This is a genomic window from Deinococcus proteolyticus MRP, assembly GCF_000190555.1.
In the GTDB taxonomy this organism is placed as follows: domain Bacteria; phylum Deinococcota; class Deinococci; order Deinococcales; family Deinococcaceae; genus Deinococcus; species Deinococcus proteolyticus.
This window is the reverse complement of the sequence record NC_015170.1, coordinates 12,473-28,888: the sequence shown is the minus strand read 5'-3', so window position 1 is coordinate 28,888 and position 16,416 is coordinate 12,473. Positions and strand designations below refer to the sequence as shown.

Below are 16,416 nucleotides of genomic sequence, written 5' to 3'. Positions count from 1 at the left end.
AAGGCCCCCTGGCGCCACCGGCAGCACATGAACAGTTTTGCAGGCTACGCGGAGCTAGAGTAGGGACCTGGGACCACGCCTGGTCCCCCCGAGGAGAGCCATGTTTTCCCAGACTGCCGAATACGCCCTGCGCGCCGCCGTCACCCTGGCCGAAGCCGGGGAAAGCCTCAGTACCGCTCAGCTGGCCGGGCGGACCCAGGTGCCTGCACAGTACCTGTCCAAGGTGTTGCAGCAGCTGCACCGAGCCGGGCTGCTGCAGGCGCTGCGCGGCAAATACGGGGGCTACCGCCTTGCCCGCCCCCCACAGGACATTACGATTCTGGACGTGGTCAACGCCGTGGACCCTTTGCAGCGCATTCGCCACTGTCCGCTGGGGCGTCCGGCCCATGCCCACGCCCTGTGCCCGCTGCACCGCCAGATGGACCAGGCTCTGGCGCAGATTGAGCAGACCCTGGGAGCACAGACCCTGGCCGCCATGCTGGAACTGGGCCAGCCAGGGCCGGAGCTGCTGCACCTGGGACAACCTGTGGCGGACGGCTAACAGCCCGCGAAAGAGCCAGCCGGCTCCCGCCCAGGACATCCCCAGCACGTGACAACCCCGGCCCATGACACCGGGTGCCGGCCCCTCTGACCCTGGCCTGACCGGCTGCGCCTAAGGTGCCCGCATGCCCAGGCACACTACAGACGGACAGCTGTCCCGCCGCGCTTTCTTGCAGGCAGCGGCCATCATCACAGGGGCCGGACTGGTCAGCCTGAGCGGCTGCGCCCCGGCCCTGCAACTGCGCTACCCGGCCAACCCTTTTCAGCTGGGCGTGGCCAGCGGCGACCCACAGGCCGATAGCGTGGTGCTGTGGACCCGGCTCTCGCTGGACCCCCTAGGCCCGACCGGCGCTGGGCTGCCGGCCCAGGCGATTGACGTGACCTGGGAACTGGCCCACGACGAGGGCTTCCGGCAGGTGGTGAAGCAGGGCCGCTCCCCAGCCACGCCGGAGCGCGACTACGCCGTACACGCCGAAGTGTATGGTCTGGAGCCGCAGCGAACCTACTTTTACCGCTTCCACTCGGGCAACGCGACCAGTCCGGTGGGCCGCACCCGCACGCTGCCCCGGGCCCAGGACGACGTGAACGCCCTGACCCTGGCCTTCGTCTCATGCTCGGATTACCAGAACGGATATTTCAACGCCTACCGCCACCTGGCCGAGGACGACCCCGACCTGGTCCTGCACCTGGGCGACTACATCTACGAGTACGGCCCGAACGAAAAAGGCGTGCGGCAGCACAACGGCCCGGAAATCGTGACGCTGGAGGACTACCGCCGCCGCTACGCGCTGTACCACGCCGACCCGGACCTGCAGGCCGCGCACGCCGCTGCCCCCTGGCTGGTGGTCTGGGACGACCACGAGGTGGAGAACAACTACGCGGGAGCCATCATGGAAGCCCGCGAAGAAGGGGAGGCCCCGGTCACGCCCGAGCAGTTTCTGGCCCGGCGCGCCGCCGCCTATCAGGCCTACTACGAGAACCTGCCGCTGCGGCGCTCCAGCATGCCGCGTGGAGCGGACATGCAGCTGTACCGCCGCTTCACCTACGGACAGCTGGCCAGCTTCTCCATGCTAGATACCCGGCAGTACCGCAGCGACCAGCCGTGCGGCGACGGGTTCAAGGCTCCCTGCGCCGCCATCATGGACCCGAACGCCACCCTCACCGGCCCTGAACAGGAGCGCTGGTTGCTGGAGGGCCTGCAGCAGTCTCAGGCCCGCTGGAACGCCATCGGCCAGCAGGTGATGATGGCCCGCTACGACTGGCCCTTCGGTCCCGGCGAGGTGCTGAATATGGACCAGTGGGACGGCTACCACGCAGCCCGCCAGCGCCTGCTGGGCTTTATGGCGCAGGGACAGGTGAGCAACCCGGTGGTCCTGACCGGCGACATCCACTCGGCCTGGGTCCACGACCTGAAGGCCGACTTCCTGAAGCCCGAATCGGCCACGGTGGGCACCGAACTGGTGACCACGTCCATCAGCGCCGATTTCCCTGCACAGTTCGTGGCCCCGACGGCGGGCGGCCTCAAGGACAATCCCCACACGCGCTATTTCAACGGAGCGCAGCGTGGCTACGCCCGCGCCCACATTACCCGCGACACCTGGCAGACCGATTTCCGGGTGGTGGACACCATCGCCAGCCGGAAGTCGGCCGTACGGACCGACGCCAGCTGGGTGATTGAGCACGGCCGGCCAGGGGCGCAGCGGGCCTGAATCTTAGTCCTGTGCAGCAAGAGGAACCGGCAGGCTATGCAGCTGCTCCCAAGACCGGCCACCGGGGAGACAGTTCCTGCCTTCCTCGGGGGGTTCAGCAGAGAACGCCCGTGCCTACTCGCACGGCTGGTTTCTTACCGCAGAGAGAGGGGAATGGAAGCTGCAGCCTGACCGAGAGCCGGACTACGCGCGGAAGGGCCGAAAGGAGCCACGCCCCCTCCAGCAGCTTCACGCCATAGCCTCACTCCGTCTCAACCCGTCGCTGTATCCCGGACCACTTTGCCGCCCACTTCCAGCCGGCCAATGACGCTGGCCGGCGCCTGAAACTCGTAGCTTTCCACTTCCGGACTCTCGGCCTGGACCTCGCCCCCGACGATGAACGCCTCGCCCCGTGTGCCTTCCTTGAGGCTCAGCGCGTTGGCCTTGAGCTTGGTCACTTTGCCGCGCACCAGGCTTTCGCCCTCGCCGCCTTTGGTGCGGATGTCGCCCGACACGCGGATGCTGCCAAACGGCTTGGAGAGTTGCACCCCAATCGCGCCGTCGCCGTAAGTGGTGATGCTCTCGAACTCGGCCCGTTTCAGTGAGCCGTCGTACAGGTTGAAGCCGCGTGCGCCGAGGCCGTGCGTTTCGATGGGGGCCTGTACTTGCAGCGTCCCAATGTCCCCGAAGTTCACGAAGCCGATGCCGCTCGGCCCGCGTGAGGTTATCGCCGCCTGCGCCACCCAGCTTTCCACCTGGCCCCAGTTGTCGAGCACCATGTCGTTGGGGCCGTAGGTCGAAACTGCGCCCTCGTTGACGACTTCCTGCGCGTGTACGCCCGAACCGACGAACACGCCGCCGGTAATCAGGTTGGAGATGCCCTGCGGAATCTGCCCCTGTGAGTGGATTTCACCCGTGGTCAAGCGCACGAGTTCGATGCTGCCGCCTTCCGCCGTCGGTGCGGGCGCTTCGGCGGGATTGGCATCCGTGGGAATATACCAGCCGCCAAATACGAACACGCCGCTCCCCTTCAGCGGGCTGTCCTTGCTACCGCCGCTGATGTTTTCGGCGCTCAGCGTCCATTTGCTGTCCTTGTTCTTGGACGAGTTGTAGACGCTAAAGCCGCCCAGCAGCACTTCCACGCCGAAACCGGCGGGACGGTGCGCGGCCATGTGCGCGTCGGCTTTTTCGACGTGAATGTTCTTCAGCTTGAGGTCGCCGCTGATAGCCTGCGTGCCTTCCAGATGAAAGCGGCCCACCGTGCGCACGTCGCTGATTTCGATGGTGCCGAGGGCCTTTTCCTCGTCGAGCAGGCCCAGTGCGACTTGCGTTTCGTCGGCCACGATACGGAGATTAGAGACGCGGTGGTTAGCGTTCAGCATCAGCCCCGGTTGGCCTTCTTTGAAGTGCAGCTCCGCGCCTTCAGCGCCCGTCAGCGTCGTGCCTTTGGGCAGTTTGACGCTGGAGAGGCCGGTGATTCGGCCCTGAATTTCGATAGGGCTGGCCCCGTCCTTGATGGCTTGTTCTAGGCTCTTGGCGTCCGTCACGACGGTCATGCTTTCCCTCCTTGCGCGGAAAGTACGTTTAAAATCTCGTCCACTGTGCCGAGTTCCGCAAACCCCGGCAGCGTGAGGCGCAGGCTATTCTGGCCGCGCTCGGCGTTGGGGTCGGTCACGGCGTCGGAAGCGACAGTCACGTGATACCCTGTGTCGAAGGCCGCGCGGACGGTGGATTCCACGCCCATGCCAGTGGCGAGGCCATTCACCACGACGCCCTTCACGCCCCGCTCCTGCAAAAAGGCGCGGACTTCCGGCACGACGAGGGCGCTCGTCCCGAACTTGTCGGCCACCAGGTCGCCCTCCTTTACGGGCAGGCTGGGGTGCAATTCCGAGAAGTCGCCCGGCACCTTTTCAGGCGGGAGCGGTAGGCCGGTACGCAGGCGGGGCAACCCCACCGCCCGCACCCAGACCACCGGCAGCCCCGCCGCGTGGAAGGCGTCGGCCAGGCGCACGGTGCCGCCCACCACGCGCTCGGCTTCGGCCTGGACTGACATGCCAAGGGTGCCTTTTTGCACGTCTACGGCGATGAGGGCAGTCTTCGGTTCTAATTTGGTGACTGGCATATCAGAGTCCAAAGATGCCGCGCTGCTGCGGGTGAACGAGGTCGGTGTATTCGGGGTGCTTGCCGATATAGGCCGCGATGAAGCGGCACATCGGCACCACCAGCTTGCCCTGCGCGCGGATATTGTCCAGCGCGTACTTGGCGAGCTGGCTGCCTAAGCCCTCGCCTTCGTGCCCCTCGTCCACTTCGGTGTGCGGCAGCATCACAGCCCCGTCCCCGACGTTTTTGAATTCGGCAAAACCTACGACCTTACCGCCTTGACTGAGTTCGTAGCGTCCGGTGCTGTCGTTGCGTTTTACTTCTGCCATTTACTTTCCTCCCTGGTACAGCCGCTCGGCATTGCGCCACAGGATGTCGTCCGTGACGTCAGCGGCCAGTTTGGTGTCTTTGATGTAGGTCACGGCGCGGGTGTACTTGTCGCCTTGGAAGTACGGAAAATCGCTGCCCAACACGATATTCACGGGGCCAAAGGTCTCAATCATCGCCCGCAGCGCTGGCGCATGGAAGTTGGCGGTATCGAACCAAAAAGCCCGCAGGCTCTCCCAGGGACTGCGCGGAAAGGCGTCCCAGTCGGTGTAGTTGTCCTCGATGCGCTGCATACACGTCCCCAGAAAGCCGCCGAGGTGCGCGATATGAAAGGTGATGCGCGGGAACTGGTGGGGGATATCGGCCTTCAGCAGTTGCAGGGTAGCCACGGTGTCCTCAATCGGTGCGCCCACTACCCATTCCAGCCCCGAGTCGTTCACCATCGGGCTGTTCGCGCCGCAGCCGGTCGGGTGGATGTAGAGCACGGTGCCGAGGTCGTTCAGTGCCTCATAAAAGGGGAGCAGCTTGTCGTCAGCCACCGAGTCGGTGCCGCGTGTCAGCGTGTTGATGGCGATGCCCTGAAAGCCCAGTTCAGTGATGCAGCGCCGCGCTTCGGCAATCGCTTCTTCGACGTGGGGCAGCGGCACCGTGCCATACGCGGCAAAGCGGCCCGGATAATCCTTGATGACCTGCGCGTAGGTGTCGTTCAGCATACGGGCGAGGGTGAGGGCTTCCTCCGCGTTGCCGTACTGCGGGGTCTGCGGGGTGACGGAGAGGATTTGCTTCTGCACACCGGCGTCGTCCATCATCTTGAGGCGCCTTTGCATGTCCTCGGGGCGGTCGCTCGCGCCAAGGCCTTTTGCCACATCTACCCCTTGCGCTCCCAGTTTTTCCAGACCTTCTAGGTAAGCGTCGGGCCAGAGGTGCGCGTGGGTGTCGGTGTATTTGGATTCGCTCATTGGGTCACCATCCATTGGTTTTCTTCGCGCCGCCCGCTTTCAGGGGTGAAGGTCGGGTCGCTCATCCCTGCTGGCCCTGGTGCAGCGTGGCCCAGTCCGCCGCCGCCTTCATAAAACCAGTCAGGAATTTCAGTGTGTCGGCGTCGGTCAGGCGGCCATCTTCCACCTTTTTATCCACGAAGGGCACGGCGATTTCGGGTTGGGTCATCACCAGGTTACCGGTCTGCACGCAGGAGAGCCGCAGCGCCGCCTGCATGCGCGTGGTGCCGAAGCCGCCCGTGCTCGCGCCCATGATGGCGGTGGGTTTGCCGCTCAGCACGCTCTTGTCGCGTGACACCCAGTCCAGCGCATTTTTCAGGCCGCCGGGAATGTCGCGGTTGTACTCCGGCGAAACGATAAGCAGCAGGTCGGCGGCTTTGATGGCCTCGCGCAGCGCCAGCACGCTTTCGGGCGTGCCTTCCGCTTCCAAGTCGCCGTCGTACAGCGGAATCTCGCGCAGGCGGTCAAAGAATTGGATGTCCAGCGAGTCGGGCGCGACCTCAGTGGCCGCATTCAGCAGCATCCGGTTATAGGAGCCTTGGCGCAGGCTGCCCAGCAGGGCGCAGACGCGCAGCGGTTTTGAGGTGGAGTCGGTCATCTTGGGTTCCTTTTGAGAGAAGTCGGAAAAGAAAAGCCTGCCCTTAGTCCGCACTCACGCGGAAAAAAGGCAGGCCCACCAGCACGGCGACGATTCCGGTCAGCCAGAACATGGCACTTGGTGAGGTGGCCGCCGCTATCGGCTGACTGGCAAGCGGCGAGAGAAATTGCCCCAGAAACACGCTGCTGCTCAGCATCCCGATGGCGCGGCCCCGTACGGCGGGCGGGGCGAGGCGGGTCAGCCAGGCGGTGAAGTTGGGATAGTTCAGGCCCAGGCCCAGCAGGAACACGCCCGCCACCACGCCCGCGTAGCCGCCCGCCAGGCCAATCAGCACCAGCCCCGCGCCGATGGCGAGCATGGCAGAGGCGGACAATTGCGGCGCGGCAAAACGCTGCCCCAGCCGCACGAACAGCAGGCCTGCCACCACGCCCGCCACGTTGGTCAGCGCCACGATGCCGCCGCTGACGCTGCTGCTCGCGCCGAAGCGCCCCGTCAGGTAAAACGGCACCTGCGTGGGCACCTGATAGAACAGCAGAAACGTCAGAAATCCGGCGGCGTAGATAGGCCACAGCTTGCCCCAGGGAAGGGCGGCAGGGGTCGCCTCCGCCTGAAGGCGCGGCGTGGCCTGCGGGCGCACATTCGGAATCTGCGTCCACACCAGCGGCAACAGCAGCAGGGGCAGCAGGTAAATCAGGAAGGGCGCGTGCCAGTTTTGCTGCGCCAGCAGGCCGCCCGCCACCAGAAACAGCGCGCCGCCCACGTTGGTAAAGACGCCCTGCATTCCCAGAATCCGCCCCCGCGCCGGGCCATCGAACAGGTCGGCCATCAGCGCGGTATTCGCCGTCAAAATCCCCGCCACGCCCACGCCCAGCAGCGCCCGCGAGAGCAGCAGCAGCCAGATGTTTTCAATCACGGCACCCGCCGCGCCTGCCAGCACGTACAGCGCCATGCCCAGAACCAGCAGCGGCTTGCGGCCCCAGCGGTCGCTCAGGCTGCCCATCAGCGGCGAGGCCAGCGCAATCATCAGCGCGGGCAGGGTCAGCACCAGCCGCACCAGCAACTCGGCCTGCGGCACGTTGCGGAAATGCGCCCCCATCTCCGGCAGCGACGGCGCGATGGTCGCCCCCGCCATGATGGTGAGGGTGGCGGTCAGCAGCAGCGCCAGCGAGGTGAGGCGGGAGACCGGAGGGGTTGGGGCAGCCGACATTTAGGCTTGACCTGCCAACATGGCGTCCAACTTGGCCTGACTCGCCCGCCGCCGCTCGATTTCCTCACGCACCAGGGGCGCGACTTTGGTGCCCAGCAGTTCGATGGAGTGCAGCATCTGGTCGTGCGACAGCATCCCCACCGACATCAGCAGGAAGCGGTCATGCCCGAAGTGGTCGTACTGGTACAGGATTTTCTCCGCCACCTGCTCCGGGTCACCCACGAACAGCGAGCCGCGCAGCGAGAGGTCGGCCTCGTAGTTTTGCCGCGTCAGCGCGGGCCAGCCCCGCTCGCGCCCGATGCGGTTCATGCGGCTTTCCTGCGCGGGCCAGTAGGCCTCTGCCGCCGCTTGCGAGGTGTCGGCCAGAAAGCCGTGCGAGTTGATGCTCAGGCGCGTTTTGTCCAGTTTACCCGCGTCCTTCGCGGCGCGGCGGTAGAGGTCGGAAAACGCGGTGAAGCGCTCCGGCATCCCTCCGATAATCGCCAGCGCCATCGGCAGGCCCAGTTCGCCCGCCCGCACCGCCGAAGCTGGCGTGCCGCCGACGCCCAGCCAGACGGGAAGTTCGTCGTCGGGATTCTCTTTTTCGACGGGGCGCGGATACACGCCCTGGCCCGTCAGCGCGGGACGGTACTTGCCGCGCCAGTGGATTTCGGTCTGCTCGCGCAGTTTCAGCAGCAAGTCGAGCTTTTCGGCAAACAGTTCGTCGTAGTCGAACGGCGTCTGGCCCAGAAACAGCGGAAACGATTCGGCAAACGAAGCCCGCCCCGCCATGATTTCAGCGCGTCCGTTGCTCAACAAGTCGAGCGTGGCGAACTGCTGAAAAATCCGCACGGGGTCGTCCGTGCCGAGGATGCTGACCGAACTGCTGAGCTTGATGTTCTGCGTGATAGGCGCCATCGCCGCCAGCACAGTGGCCGGGTTCGACGCCAGATAGTCGGGCCGGTGGTGCTCACCCACCGCGAACATATCGAGGCCGACTTGGTCAGCGAGCTGTGCCTCTTCCAGCAGGTTTTTCATGCGCTGCTGCGGGCTGACCGCGTTTCCGGCGGTGTCGTGGGTCTGGTAATCCACGAAGGAGTGCAGGCCGATTTCGAAGGGTTGATGATTGGTCATTTAGATTTGTCCTTTTCAAGTCTAAGAGTCGAAACGTCTAAGGGTCTAAGCTGGATTCTTCGACTCTTAGACCCTTAGACCGCTCCGCCAGGAGCCTTACTTCAGCGCCATGAACTCGTCATAGCTCAGATTCGCAATCAGGCGCGGCGTGCCTGTGCCGTCGGGCTTGAAAATCAGCGTCTGGCCCGCGTCGGGGTAGTAGCCGTAGGCCTTGTCGAACTTGCCCTGGTGGGTGAACAGAATGGTGTTCTTGCCAGCGGGCGGCGGGGTCACGGTGCGGTTACGCAGGCCTTGCAAAGAGCTTTCCAGCAATTGCTGGTCCTGGAAGAAGGGCGCGAGCGAGCCGGTCAGGTCACGGTTCATGGTCACAGGTTCACCAAACGCTGCCAGCGCGTGCTGGTACACAAAGTAGTATTCGCTGGACCATACGCGGTCAACAGGAATCTTCAATTTGCTGTACTGCTCGCCCAAGGCCGCCATCATTGCGGTGCTCTGGTCGGAAATGCGCTGGCCGTCGTCAATCGCGCCGTCAATGGCCGGAGCAGGGTTCTGCGGGTAGGTCGCGCCGGTGTAGCGGAAGACAATCACATGCCCGCCCTGTTGGAGTTGCTGTACCAAGTCGGCAGGTGTCGCCGGGTTCACGTCGCCTAAGCTCTGGCTGGTGGCGGTGACTGGCTTGGGAGCCGGGGAACTCTGAGACGCGCTGGACATTGTGCCCGGGTTGTTTTGCGCCCCGACCTGGCAGGCGGTGAGAGCGAGTGCGGTGGCGGTGAGGGTCAGAGCTTTGCGCATGTTGTTTGGCATCCGTTGTCCTCCTTGAAACGCATTATTGAAATATCGGTTACATTTCGCTTAGCCAGTTTTGAGCGGTCTTGACGTCCTCTTGGGTCAGCTCGTGGCCGACTGGCAGCCTCGTTTCCTGTACGATTGCGCCCAGCTTTTGCAGCAGCGGCGCAATGCCCACGCCGTAAGGCGCAAAGGGGTCACGCTCGCCGCCTAGCAGTAGCACTCGCTTGCCGCTCAGGTCAGGGGCAGGCGGTTCTTCCAGTGCCAGCACGGGCCGTAGCAGCACCGCACCCGCTAGGGCGTCCGGCTGCCTCAGCAGGGTTGCCAGGGCAATGTTGGCCCCGTTGGAGTAGCCCACGGCGTACACCTGCGCCGCGTCGAGGTCATACAGTTCAGCAGCTTCGCGCACGAACTCGGCCAGGGCATCGGCCTCAGAAATCAGGTGCGGTTGGTCGTAGCGAGTCGGCGTGATGCGGCGGAAAAAACGGGGAGCGCCTTCTTCCAGTGAGCGGCCCCGTACGCTCAGCAGGTTGGCCTGCGGGTCAAGCTGGCGGCCCAGCGGCAGCAGGTCGTGCTCGTTGCCGCCCGTCCCGTGCAGCAGCAGGAGCGTGCGCCCGGAAGTGCCGCGTTCAAGGTGATGAATCCAGCCGAGGTCGGTCTGAGAGCTGGTAGGCGTCGTGGTCATGGTGGCTCCTTTCTGGGGGAGGTCAAAGGGTCTAAAGGTCTAAGTGTCTAAGGGGATTTACCTTTTGACCCTTAGACTTTTCGACTCTTAGACCTACTTCAATCGATCGGCTTGAGGCCCGCTGCAATCTGTGCCCGCTGGCCTTCCAAAAAGGGCGGCAGAATCAGGGTTTCACCCAGGGTCGCCATATCTTCGTCTACCCCGAAGCCGGGGCCGTCGGTCGCGAGTTCGAACAGCACGCCGTTCGGTTCGCGGAAGTACAGGGAGCGGAACCAGTAGCGGTCTACCTCTCCACTGGTGCGGAGGCCGAAGTGGTTAAAATGCTCTGTCCAGGCGTGGTATTCGTCCTCGGTCGGCACCCGGAAAGCCACGTGGTGGACTCCGCCTGCGCCGGGCATGGCCGGGGGAAGGTCAGGTCGCACGGCCACATGCAGTTCCTTGTCGGGGCCACCGCCTTCACCCATCTCGTACACATGCACCTGGTGCTCGCTGCTCTCGGGGTCGGCGTACTCGCGCACGGGGCGCATGTTCAGCACCTTTTGCAGAATCAGGTCAGTGTTGCGCAGGTTGGGCACCGTCATCACGATGGGGCCAAGGCCGCGCAGTTGGTGCTCGGCAGGCACGAGGCTGTTTTCCCAGGGGCTGGGGGTATCTCCTGCACCGCCGTCCGTCACCAGGCGCAGGCGCTGGCCTTCGGGGTCTTCAAAATCCAGGCTGGCGCGTCCGTCCAGTTCGCGGAGTTCGCCGTGCTGTACGCCCAGTTCCTGAAAGCGCTCCTGCCAGTAGCGGAGGCTGGCCTCGTCACGCACGCGAAAGCCGGTGCGGGTCACGGTGTGGTTGCCGCGCCGTTCACGGCCCACCGCCCAGTCGAAGAAAGTGATGTCGGTGCCCGGGTTGCCTTGGCCGTCGGCATAAAAGAGATGGTAAGCGCTCACGTCGTCCTGATTCACACTGCGCTTGACCAGGCGCAGGCCCAGGTCTTGCGTATAGAAGCGCTTGTTCTCACGGATTTGTGCCGAAACCGCGGTCAGGTGATGGATGCCGTTCAGTTGTAGCTGAGTCATCTGGATGCTCCTTGGAAGGGGAAAAGAGGGGAGAAGGTTGAACCCCCTTGCTTTGTTTTCCAAAGCATATAACTACTTATCTTGCAAAGCAACTAAATAGCCGAAAAGTAAACTTCTCCTCAATACCCAGAGTGTCTGGAAGGAGTCAGGGGGTGTTCAGAGGCCGCAATTTCGCCTCAATCTCGGCCCGCTGCGGCTCCAGAAAGGGCGGCAGGCTGAGGCGCTCGCCCAGCTGGTGCGGCGCTTCGTCGGTGGCGAAACCGGGGCCGTCGGTCGCCAGTTCAATGACGATGCCGGAGGGCGCGGTGATGTACACCGACTGAAACCAGTGCCGGTCCACTTCGCCGCTGTTGCGGTAGCCCAGTGCGCCCAGATGCCGCTGCCAGTTCAGCAACTCCGCCTCGTCCCGCACCCGCAGGGCGAGGTGATGCACGCCCCCCGCGCCGGGCATTCGCCGGGGCAGGTCGGGCTGCACCGCCACATGCAGCTCGGCGTGCGGGCCGCCCTCGCCCATCTCAAACACATGAACCGGAGTGCCCCCATCGTCGTACCCGCGCCCCTCGCGCAGGTTCAGGCCGCGTTCCAGAAATGCCTGAAAGGGTGGCAGGTCGCCCACCGTCACGCCACTGAAGCCCAGGCCCTGAAGTTGGAACTCGGCGGGCACGTCCGTCCCCTCCCAGACGACGCCGCGTGGCCCCTCGCCCGCATCGTCGAAGAGGGCCAGCCGGGTGCCGTCCACGTCCTCGAAGTCGAGCCGTTCGCGCCCGTCCACCGTGCGGCGTATCGCCTGCACGCCATGTTGCGTCAGCCGCTCCTGCCAGTACTCCAGCGCCCCCGACCCCGTCACCCGAAAAGTCGTCAGGCAGATGCTGTCGCGGCCCCGGTGCTCCCGCGCCGCACGCGGAAAGTCGAAGAAGGTCATGTCGCTGCCCGGACTGCCCGCACTGTCGGCGTAGAAGAGGTGGTACATGGTCGGCGCGTCCTGGTTCACCGACTTTTTGACCAGCCGCAGCCCCAGCACCTGCGTGTAAAAGGCGTGGTTGCGGGCGATGTCGCTGCTCAGGGCACTGACGTGGTGCAGGCCGGAAAAGTGCCGCTTCATGGTTGACCCCCGATTTTGGCCCAGATTTCTCCCAGGGCCTTTTGCTCATCTTCGTTCAGGTGACGCAGGAAATGCTCGCGCACGCCCCGCAGGTGGAAGACGTGCATTCGCCGCAGCCGCTGCTGTCCGGCGGGGGTCAGCGACACCTGAAAGCCGCGCCCGTCGGTTTCGCAGCGTATGCGCTGAATCAGGCCCTGCGCTTCCAGCTTGTCGGCCAGGCGCGTCAGCCCGCCCGAGCTGTAGCGGAGCTTGTGGGCCAGGTCGCTCATCCGCAGTTCGTCCTGTTCTTCCAGGGTCAGCAGCAGCTCGTATACGGGAAGGCCCACGCCGAATTCCTGCTGAAATTCGTGGTCAAGCTGCGTCCAGACCCGGCTGTGGGCTCCGAGAAATCCACGCCAGGCGGCAGCTTCGGTAGGGGAGAGACGAGACATAGGTGCAGTCTACTTTATTTGTTTGTACAGGCAAATATATCTTAAGCCATCTCTCTATTGACGGCTCAGCTTGCCCGGCTGGCCCCTGCACTCTTGCCGACTTGAGCAGCTGGCCGTGCTTCCCCGGCTTACCAGCTCTGTTTACCAGCCCTGCACCCAGGTTTGGAGCAGCCCGCCTGCCATGACCAGCCACGCGAAGACCACCAGCCCCAGCAGCAGTGGCCGGATGCCGGCCTGTAGAAGCGTGCGCAGCTGCGTGGTCAGACCCAGGGCAGCCATAGCGGCCGTCAGCAGGGCGGTGTCCAGCCAGATAAGGCCAGCAGTCACATTGGCCGGCAGGGGCAAGGCCGAGTTCAGCAGGGTGACCGCCACGAAGCCGAAGGCGAACCACGGCACACTGATGGGAGTACGCGCCTCACCTTCCGCCAGCGGCGTGCGGCGGCTCCACCAGGCGGCCAGCGCCAGCAGGAAGGGAGCCAGCAGCATCACGCGCAGCATCTTGGCCGTTACGGCGGCGTCGGCCACCTCGGGGGAAATGGCCTGCCCGGCAGCCACCACCTGCGCAACCTCATGCACGCTGGAGCCGATATAGATGCCGTAGGCGGCGCCGCCAAAGGGCCACAGGCCGGCAGCCGCCATCTGCGGATACAGAAAGATGCCTACCGTGCCGTACAGCACCACGGTGGCGACCGCTACCGTGACCTGTTCAGCGCGGGCACGCACCACCGGCTGCGTGGCCAGCACCGCCGCCGCCCCACAGATGCTGCTGCCTGCACCCATCAGGGCCGAGGTCTGTGCATCCAGCCGGAAGAGGCGGGTGCCCAGCAGGTAGGTCAGGAAAAAGGTGCTGCTCAGCATGAGCACGTCGGCCACCAGTCCAGCCCAACCGATCCCCAGCAGCTGGTGCAGGGTCAGGCGAAAGCCGTACAGCACGATGCCTGCGCGCAGCAGCGTGCCCTTGCTGAACGTCACCCCGGCCGCCCGCGTCCCCGAGGCGAGACGGGGCCACAGGTTGCCGGCCACCAGCCCCAGCACGATGGAGAGCGTTAAAGAGCTGAGGCCGAAATGCGCCAGCTGCGGCGCCCGGCCCAGCCACAGGCTGACCGCACTGATGGCCAAGCAGAGCAGCAGCCCCGGCCACAGGGCCGCCGGGGCAGGAGCAGGCGGAGCAGAGGAGACCGGAGTGGACGGGCCGGCGGGAGCAGCAGACATAGCCAGAGCCTACCCGCCCACGCGGCCCAGGCTCCCCGAATTTCCGACAATTGCGGGAACGACACTGAGACCCGCACGACACTGGGACCCCGCACAACACTGGACTTCTGAACGACATTGGCCCTACGAACGACACCGGCCCTATGAAAGACACTGGGACGGCAACGGGGCTGCTGAAGGCTCCGGGCCGTCTTGCCTTACCCGGCCCCTCCCCAGGTGTCCCCTTCCGGGCCGAACAGTGCCGGCTGCAGCGGCAGTTCTCCGGCCGGGCGCAGTCCACTGACCGTGATCCCGGCCAGCCGCACGCCCGGCCGGCCGGCCAGCAGCTGCGGGGTCAGCAGTCTGGCAGCGGCCCGCTCCAGGTCCGCGGCCTGCCAGACCGGCGCGGGCAGGGTCAGCTGCCGGGTGACGCTGCGCCGGTCGGAGAATTTCAGTTTCAAGACCACCGTGCGCCCGGCCAGTGCAGCCCGCTCCAGCCGCGCCTGCACCAGCCTGGCAAGCACCGGCAGACGCAGGCGCACAGCCGCCAGCGTCCGCAGGTCCTCGCCGTAGGTTTCCTCGCTGCCAACACTCTTGTGGGGGCGGTCCGGCAGCACCGGGCGGTCGTCCTGCCCGTGGGCAATTCGCCAGAAGTGCCCGCCCGCCTTGCCGAAGTGCGCCGTCAGCAAGTGCGGGTCGGCGGCGCGCAGGTCGGCGCCGCTGGCGATGCCCAGCGCCTGCAGCTTCCGCGCCGTGGCCGGGCCGATGCCGTGGAAGTCGCCTACCGGCAGCCCCAGCAGCAGGGCGTCAGCCTGGTCGGGCAGCAGCACGGTCAGACCGTCCGGCTTGTGCAGGCCACTGGCAAGCTTGGCCAGCAACTTGTTCACGCTGACCCCGGCGGTGGCACTCAGGCCAGTCCGTGCCTGCACTTCGGCACGGATGGCCCCGGCAATCAGGGTGGCACTGCGCGGGCCACGCTGCGGGTCGGTGACGTCCAGGTAGGCTTCGTCCAGCGCCAGCGGCTCGACCAGGGGCGTGTAAGACTGGAAAATTTCACGAATCTGCGCGCTGACCTCACGGTAGGCGCCGAAGCGTGGCGGCACCACCTGCAGCTGCGGGCAGCAGTTCAGGGCGCGGTACAGCGGCATGGCGCTACGCACGCCGTAGGACCGCGCCTCGTAGCTGGCGGTGAGCACCACGCTGCGCCGGCCACCCCAGGCCACCGCCAGCGGCCGGCCGCGCAGCTTGGGCTGGTCACGCTGCTCTACCGAGGCATAGAACGCGTCCATGTCGATGTGGATGATTTTGCGTGGGGCGGGGGTCATGGCTGCCCGGTACGCAGCGGAAGGAGGAAGCGGAGCAGGCCCGGCATCACGCTCAGCAGTTTAGGACACCGCTTGCCCGGCCAGGGCCCGCTATGGAACGTTTGGAATCTCAGAGGGCCTGCAGCAGCCTGGAAAGCGCCGCAGGGTAAGGTCAGCGTGAGGCGCTGCCCGCTAGGCTACCTGGATTCGTGATGTTGCCCTCTGCTCCTACCGAACAGCAGATCCGCCAGCGGTTCACCCTACTGGGTCTGCTGTCGGCGGCCATACATCTGGTGGGCTTCGGCAACACCTGGCTGCCGGACAGGGCCATGCAGCAGGCGGTGTGCGGGCTTGGGCTGACCATCTCGCTCACCGTGCTGTACCTGGTTCGGCGCTCCCCGATGAATCTGGGCTTGGTGCGGGCGCGGGCCCTGGCCCTGGCGGTGATCTGGCTGCTCGCCAGTGTGGTGCCACCTGGGCTGAGCCACACGGGCGGCGCCAGCACCGACCCGCACCTCCTGAGCCTGATGAACCTGGCCCTGCTGGGTTACGCACTGCTGCCAGGGCGGCTGGCCGGCTGGGTCAGCGCCGGGGCCTATCTGGTGTTTCTGGTGAGCATATTTTACTTTCACGGGGTACATCAGCTGCCGTATCTCTCTGCCGGTATCACGCTGCTGCTGCTGCATTATGTCGGCAGCCACAGCTACGAACTGCTGAATGTGCGCCAACGCGCCCAGCACCTGGCGCACCTGGCCGCCTACGATCATCTGACCGGCCTGCTGAACCGCTACGGCATGGAAGAAAAGCTGCGCGAGCTGTGGGACAGGGTGCAGTCGCATGGCAACGGGGACGACGCCACGCTGCTGCTGCTGGACATTGACCACTTCAAGGCCATCAACGACCAGCACGGCCACGACGTGGGAGACCGGGTGCTGCGCCGGGTGAGCCGGGCGCTCACCGAAGCCTGCCCCGAAGGCCAGGTCGGCCGCTGGGGCGGAGAAGAATTTCTGGTGGTGCTGCCCCCCATCTCCCCCAGCGAGGCCAAGTTGCTCCCCAGCCGGCTGACCGCCTGTCTGGCCGCCACTGGCCGGGCCATTCCTGGCGGGCAACCTGTCACGCTCAGTGGAGGAGGAGTTCAGTTCAGCGAGGCGGACAGCCTGCCGCAGCTGATTGCCCTGGCCGACCAGCGGCTCTACGCGGCCAAGCGCCTGGGCCGTGACCGGGTGGAGTGGAGTTCAGCGGCGAACCCGCAGACGCCGCTTCCGGAAACCGCGCTCTGAAG

General features: G+C 65.3%; 17 protein-coding genes. 3 read left to right on the top strand and 14 right to left on the bottom strand.

The window, feature by feature from the left end; all coding sequences use genetic code 11:
• Positions 1 to 100 precede the first annotated feature (100 nt).
• Both DEIPR_RS12845 and DEIPR_RS12840 read left to right on the top strand, forming a co-directional pair.
• Entirely contained in the window at positions 101 to 541 is a 441-nt protein-coding gene (locus tag DEIPR_RS12845; protein ID WP_013623165.1) for an RrF2 family transcriptional regulator, read from the top strand.
• Positions 542 to 665: 124 nt separating this feature from the next.
• Positions 666 to 2,249, top strand: coding sequence for an alkaline phosphatase D family protein (locus tag DEIPR_RS12840; RefSeq protein WP_013623164.1), 1,584 nt, complete (start codon positions 666 to 668; stop codon positions 2,247 to 2,249).
• 251 nt (positions 2,250 to 2,500) lie between these two features.
• On the opposite strand, the gene DEIPR_RS12835 is transcribed toward DEIPR_RS12840, so the two are convergent.
• From DEIPR_RS12835 to dinB, 14 genes are all read right to left on the bottom strand, one after another.
• The gene (locus tag DEIPR_RS12835; protein WP_013623163.1) at positions 2,501 to 3,784 is read right to left on the bottom strand and encodes a hypothetical protein; all 1,284 of its coding nucleotides are present in this window, start codon (positions 3,782 to 3,784) and stop codon (positions 2,501 to 2,503) included.
• A complete protein-coding gene (locus tag DEIPR_RS12830) occupies positions 3,781 to 4,350 on the bottom strand; it encodes a cysteine hydrolase family protein (protein WP_013623162.1) in 570 nt (189 codons plus the stop codon). The genes DEIPR_RS12835 and DEIPR_RS12830 overlap by 4 nt, the downstream gene beginning before the upstream one ends.
• Before the next feature lies 1 nt (position 4,351).
• The gene (locus tag DEIPR_RS12825; protein WP_013623161.1) at positions 4,352 to 4,657 is read right to left on the bottom strand and encodes a GNAT family N-acetyltransferase; all 306 of its coding nucleotides are present in this window, start codon (positions 4,655 to 4,657) and stop codon (positions 4,352 to 4,354) included.
• A complete protein-coding gene (locus DEIPR_RS12820; RefSeq protein ID WP_013623160.1) occupies positions 4,658 to 5,614 on the bottom strand; it encodes an amidohydrolase family protein in 957 nt (318 codons plus the stop codon).
• Positions 5,615 to 5,675: 61 nt separating this feature from the next.
• Positions 5,676 to 6,251: an NADPH-dependent FMN reductase gene (locus DEIPR_RS12815; protein WP_013623159.1), complete on the bottom strand. Its 576-nt coding sequence runs from the start codon at positions 6,249 to 6,251 to the stop codon at positions 5,676 to 5,678.
• Positions 6,252 to 6,294: 43 nt separating this feature from the next.
• Positions 6,295 to 7,458 carry an MFS transporter gene (locus DEIPR_RS12810; RefSeq protein WP_013623158.1) on the bottom strand — a complete coding sequence of 388 codons (1,164 nt, stop codon included), beginning with the start codon at positions 7,456 to 7,458 and terminating at the stop codon, positions 6,295 to 6,297.
• Positions 7,459 to 8,571, bottom strand: a complete 1,113-nt coding sequence (locus DEIPR_RS12805) for an LLM class flavin-dependent oxidoreductase (RefSeq protein ID WP_013623157.1) — start codon at positions 8,569 to 8,571, stop codon at positions 7,459 to 7,461.
• 96 nt (positions 8,572 to 8,667) lie between these two features.
• Entirely contained in the window at positions 8,668 to 9,375 is a 708-nt protein-coding gene (locus DEIPR_RS12800; protein WP_013623156.1) for a histidine phosphatase family protein, read from the bottom strand.
• A 37-nt stretch (positions 9,376 to 9,412) separates the two neighbouring features.
• On the bottom strand, positions 9,413 to 10,042 hold the full coding sequence (locus tag DEIPR_RS12795) for an alpha/beta hydrolase (RefSeq protein ID WP_013623155.1): 630 nt from the start codon (positions 10,040 to 10,042) through the stop codon (positions 9,413 to 9,415).
• A gap of 98 nt (positions 10,043 to 10,140) precedes the next feature.
• On the bottom strand, positions 10,141 to 11,106 hold the full coding sequence (locus DEIPR_RS12790) for a ring-cleaving dioxygenase (protein ID WP_013623154.1): 966 nt from the start codon (positions 11,104 to 11,106) through the stop codon (positions 10,141 to 10,143).
• A gap of 145 nt (positions 11,107 to 11,251) precedes the next feature.
• Positions 11,252 to 12,208: a VOC family protein gene (locus DEIPR_RS12785; RefSeq protein WP_013623153.1), complete on the bottom strand. Its 957-nt coding sequence runs from the start codon at positions 12,206 to 12,208 to the stop codon at positions 11,252 to 11,254.
• Positions 12,205 to 12,639: a MarR family winged helix-turn-helix transcriptional regulator gene (locus DEIPR_RS12780; protein WP_013623152.1), complete on the bottom strand. Its 435-nt coding sequence runs from the start codon at positions 12,637 to 12,639 to the stop codon at positions 12,205 to 12,207. Before DEIPR_RS12780 ends, DEIPR_RS12785 begins: the two co-directional genes overlap by 4 nt.
• A gap of 141 nt (positions 12,640 to 12,780) precedes the next feature.
• Complete coding sequence (locus DEIPR_RS12775; RefSeq protein WP_013623151.1) at positions 12,781 to 13,851, bottom strand: YeiH family protein; 1,071 nt, start codon at positions 13,849 to 13,851, stop codon at positions 12,781 to 12,783.
• A 197-nt stretch (positions 13,852 to 14,048) separates the two neighbouring features.
• A complete protein-coding gene (gene dinB, locus DEIPR_RS12770; protein ID WP_013623150.1) occupies positions 14,049 to 15,155 on the bottom strand; it encodes a DNA polymerase IV in 1,107 nt (368 codons plus the stop codon).
• Positions 15,156 to 15,346: 191 nt separating this feature from the next.
• On the opposite strand from dinB, the gene DEIPR_RS12765 reads away from it, so the two are divergent.
• Positions 15,347 to 16,414 (top strand): GGDEF domain-containing protein, encoded by a 1,068-nt coding sequence (locus DEIPR_RS12765; protein WP_013623149.1) that lies wholly within the window; start codon positions 15,347 to 15,349, stop codon positions 16,412 to 16,414.
• The last annotated feature ends 2 nt before the right edge of the window (positions 16,415 to 16,416 follow it).

Coding starts and splice junctions, on each gene's coding strand:
- DEIPR_RS12845 (WP_013623165.1), top strand. CDS start 101: ATGTTTTCCCAGACTGCCGAATACGCCCTGCGCGCCGCCGTCACCCTG.
- DEIPR_RS12840 (WP_013623164.1), top strand. CDS start 666: ATGCCCAGGCACACTACAGACGGACAGCTGTCCCGCCGCGCTTTCTTG.
- DEIPR_RS12835 (WP_013623163.1), bottom strand. CDS start 3,784: ATGACCGTCGTGACGGACGCCAAGAGCCTAGAACAAGCCATCAAGGAC.
- DEIPR_RS12830 (WP_013623162.1), bottom strand. CDS start 4,350: ATGCCAGTCACCAAATTAGAACCGAAGACTGCCCTCATCGCCGTAGAC.
- DEIPR_RS12825 (WP_013623161.1), bottom strand. CDS start 4,657: ATGGCAGAAGTAAAACGCAACGACAGCACCGGACGCTACGAACTCAGT.
- DEIPR_RS12820 (WP_013623160.1), bottom strand. CDS start 5,614: ATGAGCGAATCCAAATACACCGACACCCACGCGCACCTCTGGCCCGAC.
- DEIPR_RS12815 (WP_013623159.1), bottom strand. CDS start 6,251: ATGACCGACTCCACCTCAAAACCGCTGCGCGTCTGCGCCCTGCTGGGC.
- DEIPR_RS12810 (WP_013623158.1), bottom strand. CDS start 7,458: ATGTCGGCTGCCCCAACCCCTCCGGTCTCCCGCCTCACCTCGCTGGCG.
- DEIPR_RS12805 (WP_013623157.1), bottom strand. CDS start 8,571: ATGACCAATCATCAACCCTTCGAAATCGGCCTGCACTCCTTCGTGGAT.
- DEIPR_RS12800 (WP_013623156.1), bottom strand. CDS start 9,375: ATGCCAAACAACATGCGCAAAGCTCTGACCCTCACCGCCACCGCACTC.
- DEIPR_RS12795 (WP_013623155.1), bottom strand. CDS start 10,042: ATGACCACGACGCCTACCAGCTCTCAGACCGACCTCGGCTGGATTCAT.
- DEIPR_RS12790 (WP_013623154.1), bottom strand. CDS start 11,106: ATGACTCAGCTACAACTGAACGGCATCCATCACCTGACCGCGGTTTCG.
- DEIPR_RS12785 (WP_013623153.1), bottom strand. CDS start 12,208: ATGAAGCGGCACTTTTCCGGCCTGCACCACGTCAGTGCCCTGAGCAGC.
- DEIPR_RS12780 (WP_013623152.1), bottom strand. CDS start 12,639: ATGTCTCGTCTCTCCCCTACCGAAGCTGCCGCCTGGCGTGGATTTCTC.
- DEIPR_RS12775 (WP_013623151.1), bottom strand. CDS start 13,851: ATGTCTGCTGCTCCCGCCGGCCCGTCCACTCCGGTCTCCTCTGCTCCG.
- dinB (WP_013623150.1), bottom strand. CDS start 15,155: ATGACCCCCGCCCCACGCAAAATCATCCACATCGACATGGACGCGTTC.
- DEIPR_RS12765 (WP_013623149.1), top strand. CDS start 15,347: ATGTTGCCCTCTGCTCCTACCGAACAGCAGATCCGCCAGCGGTTCACC.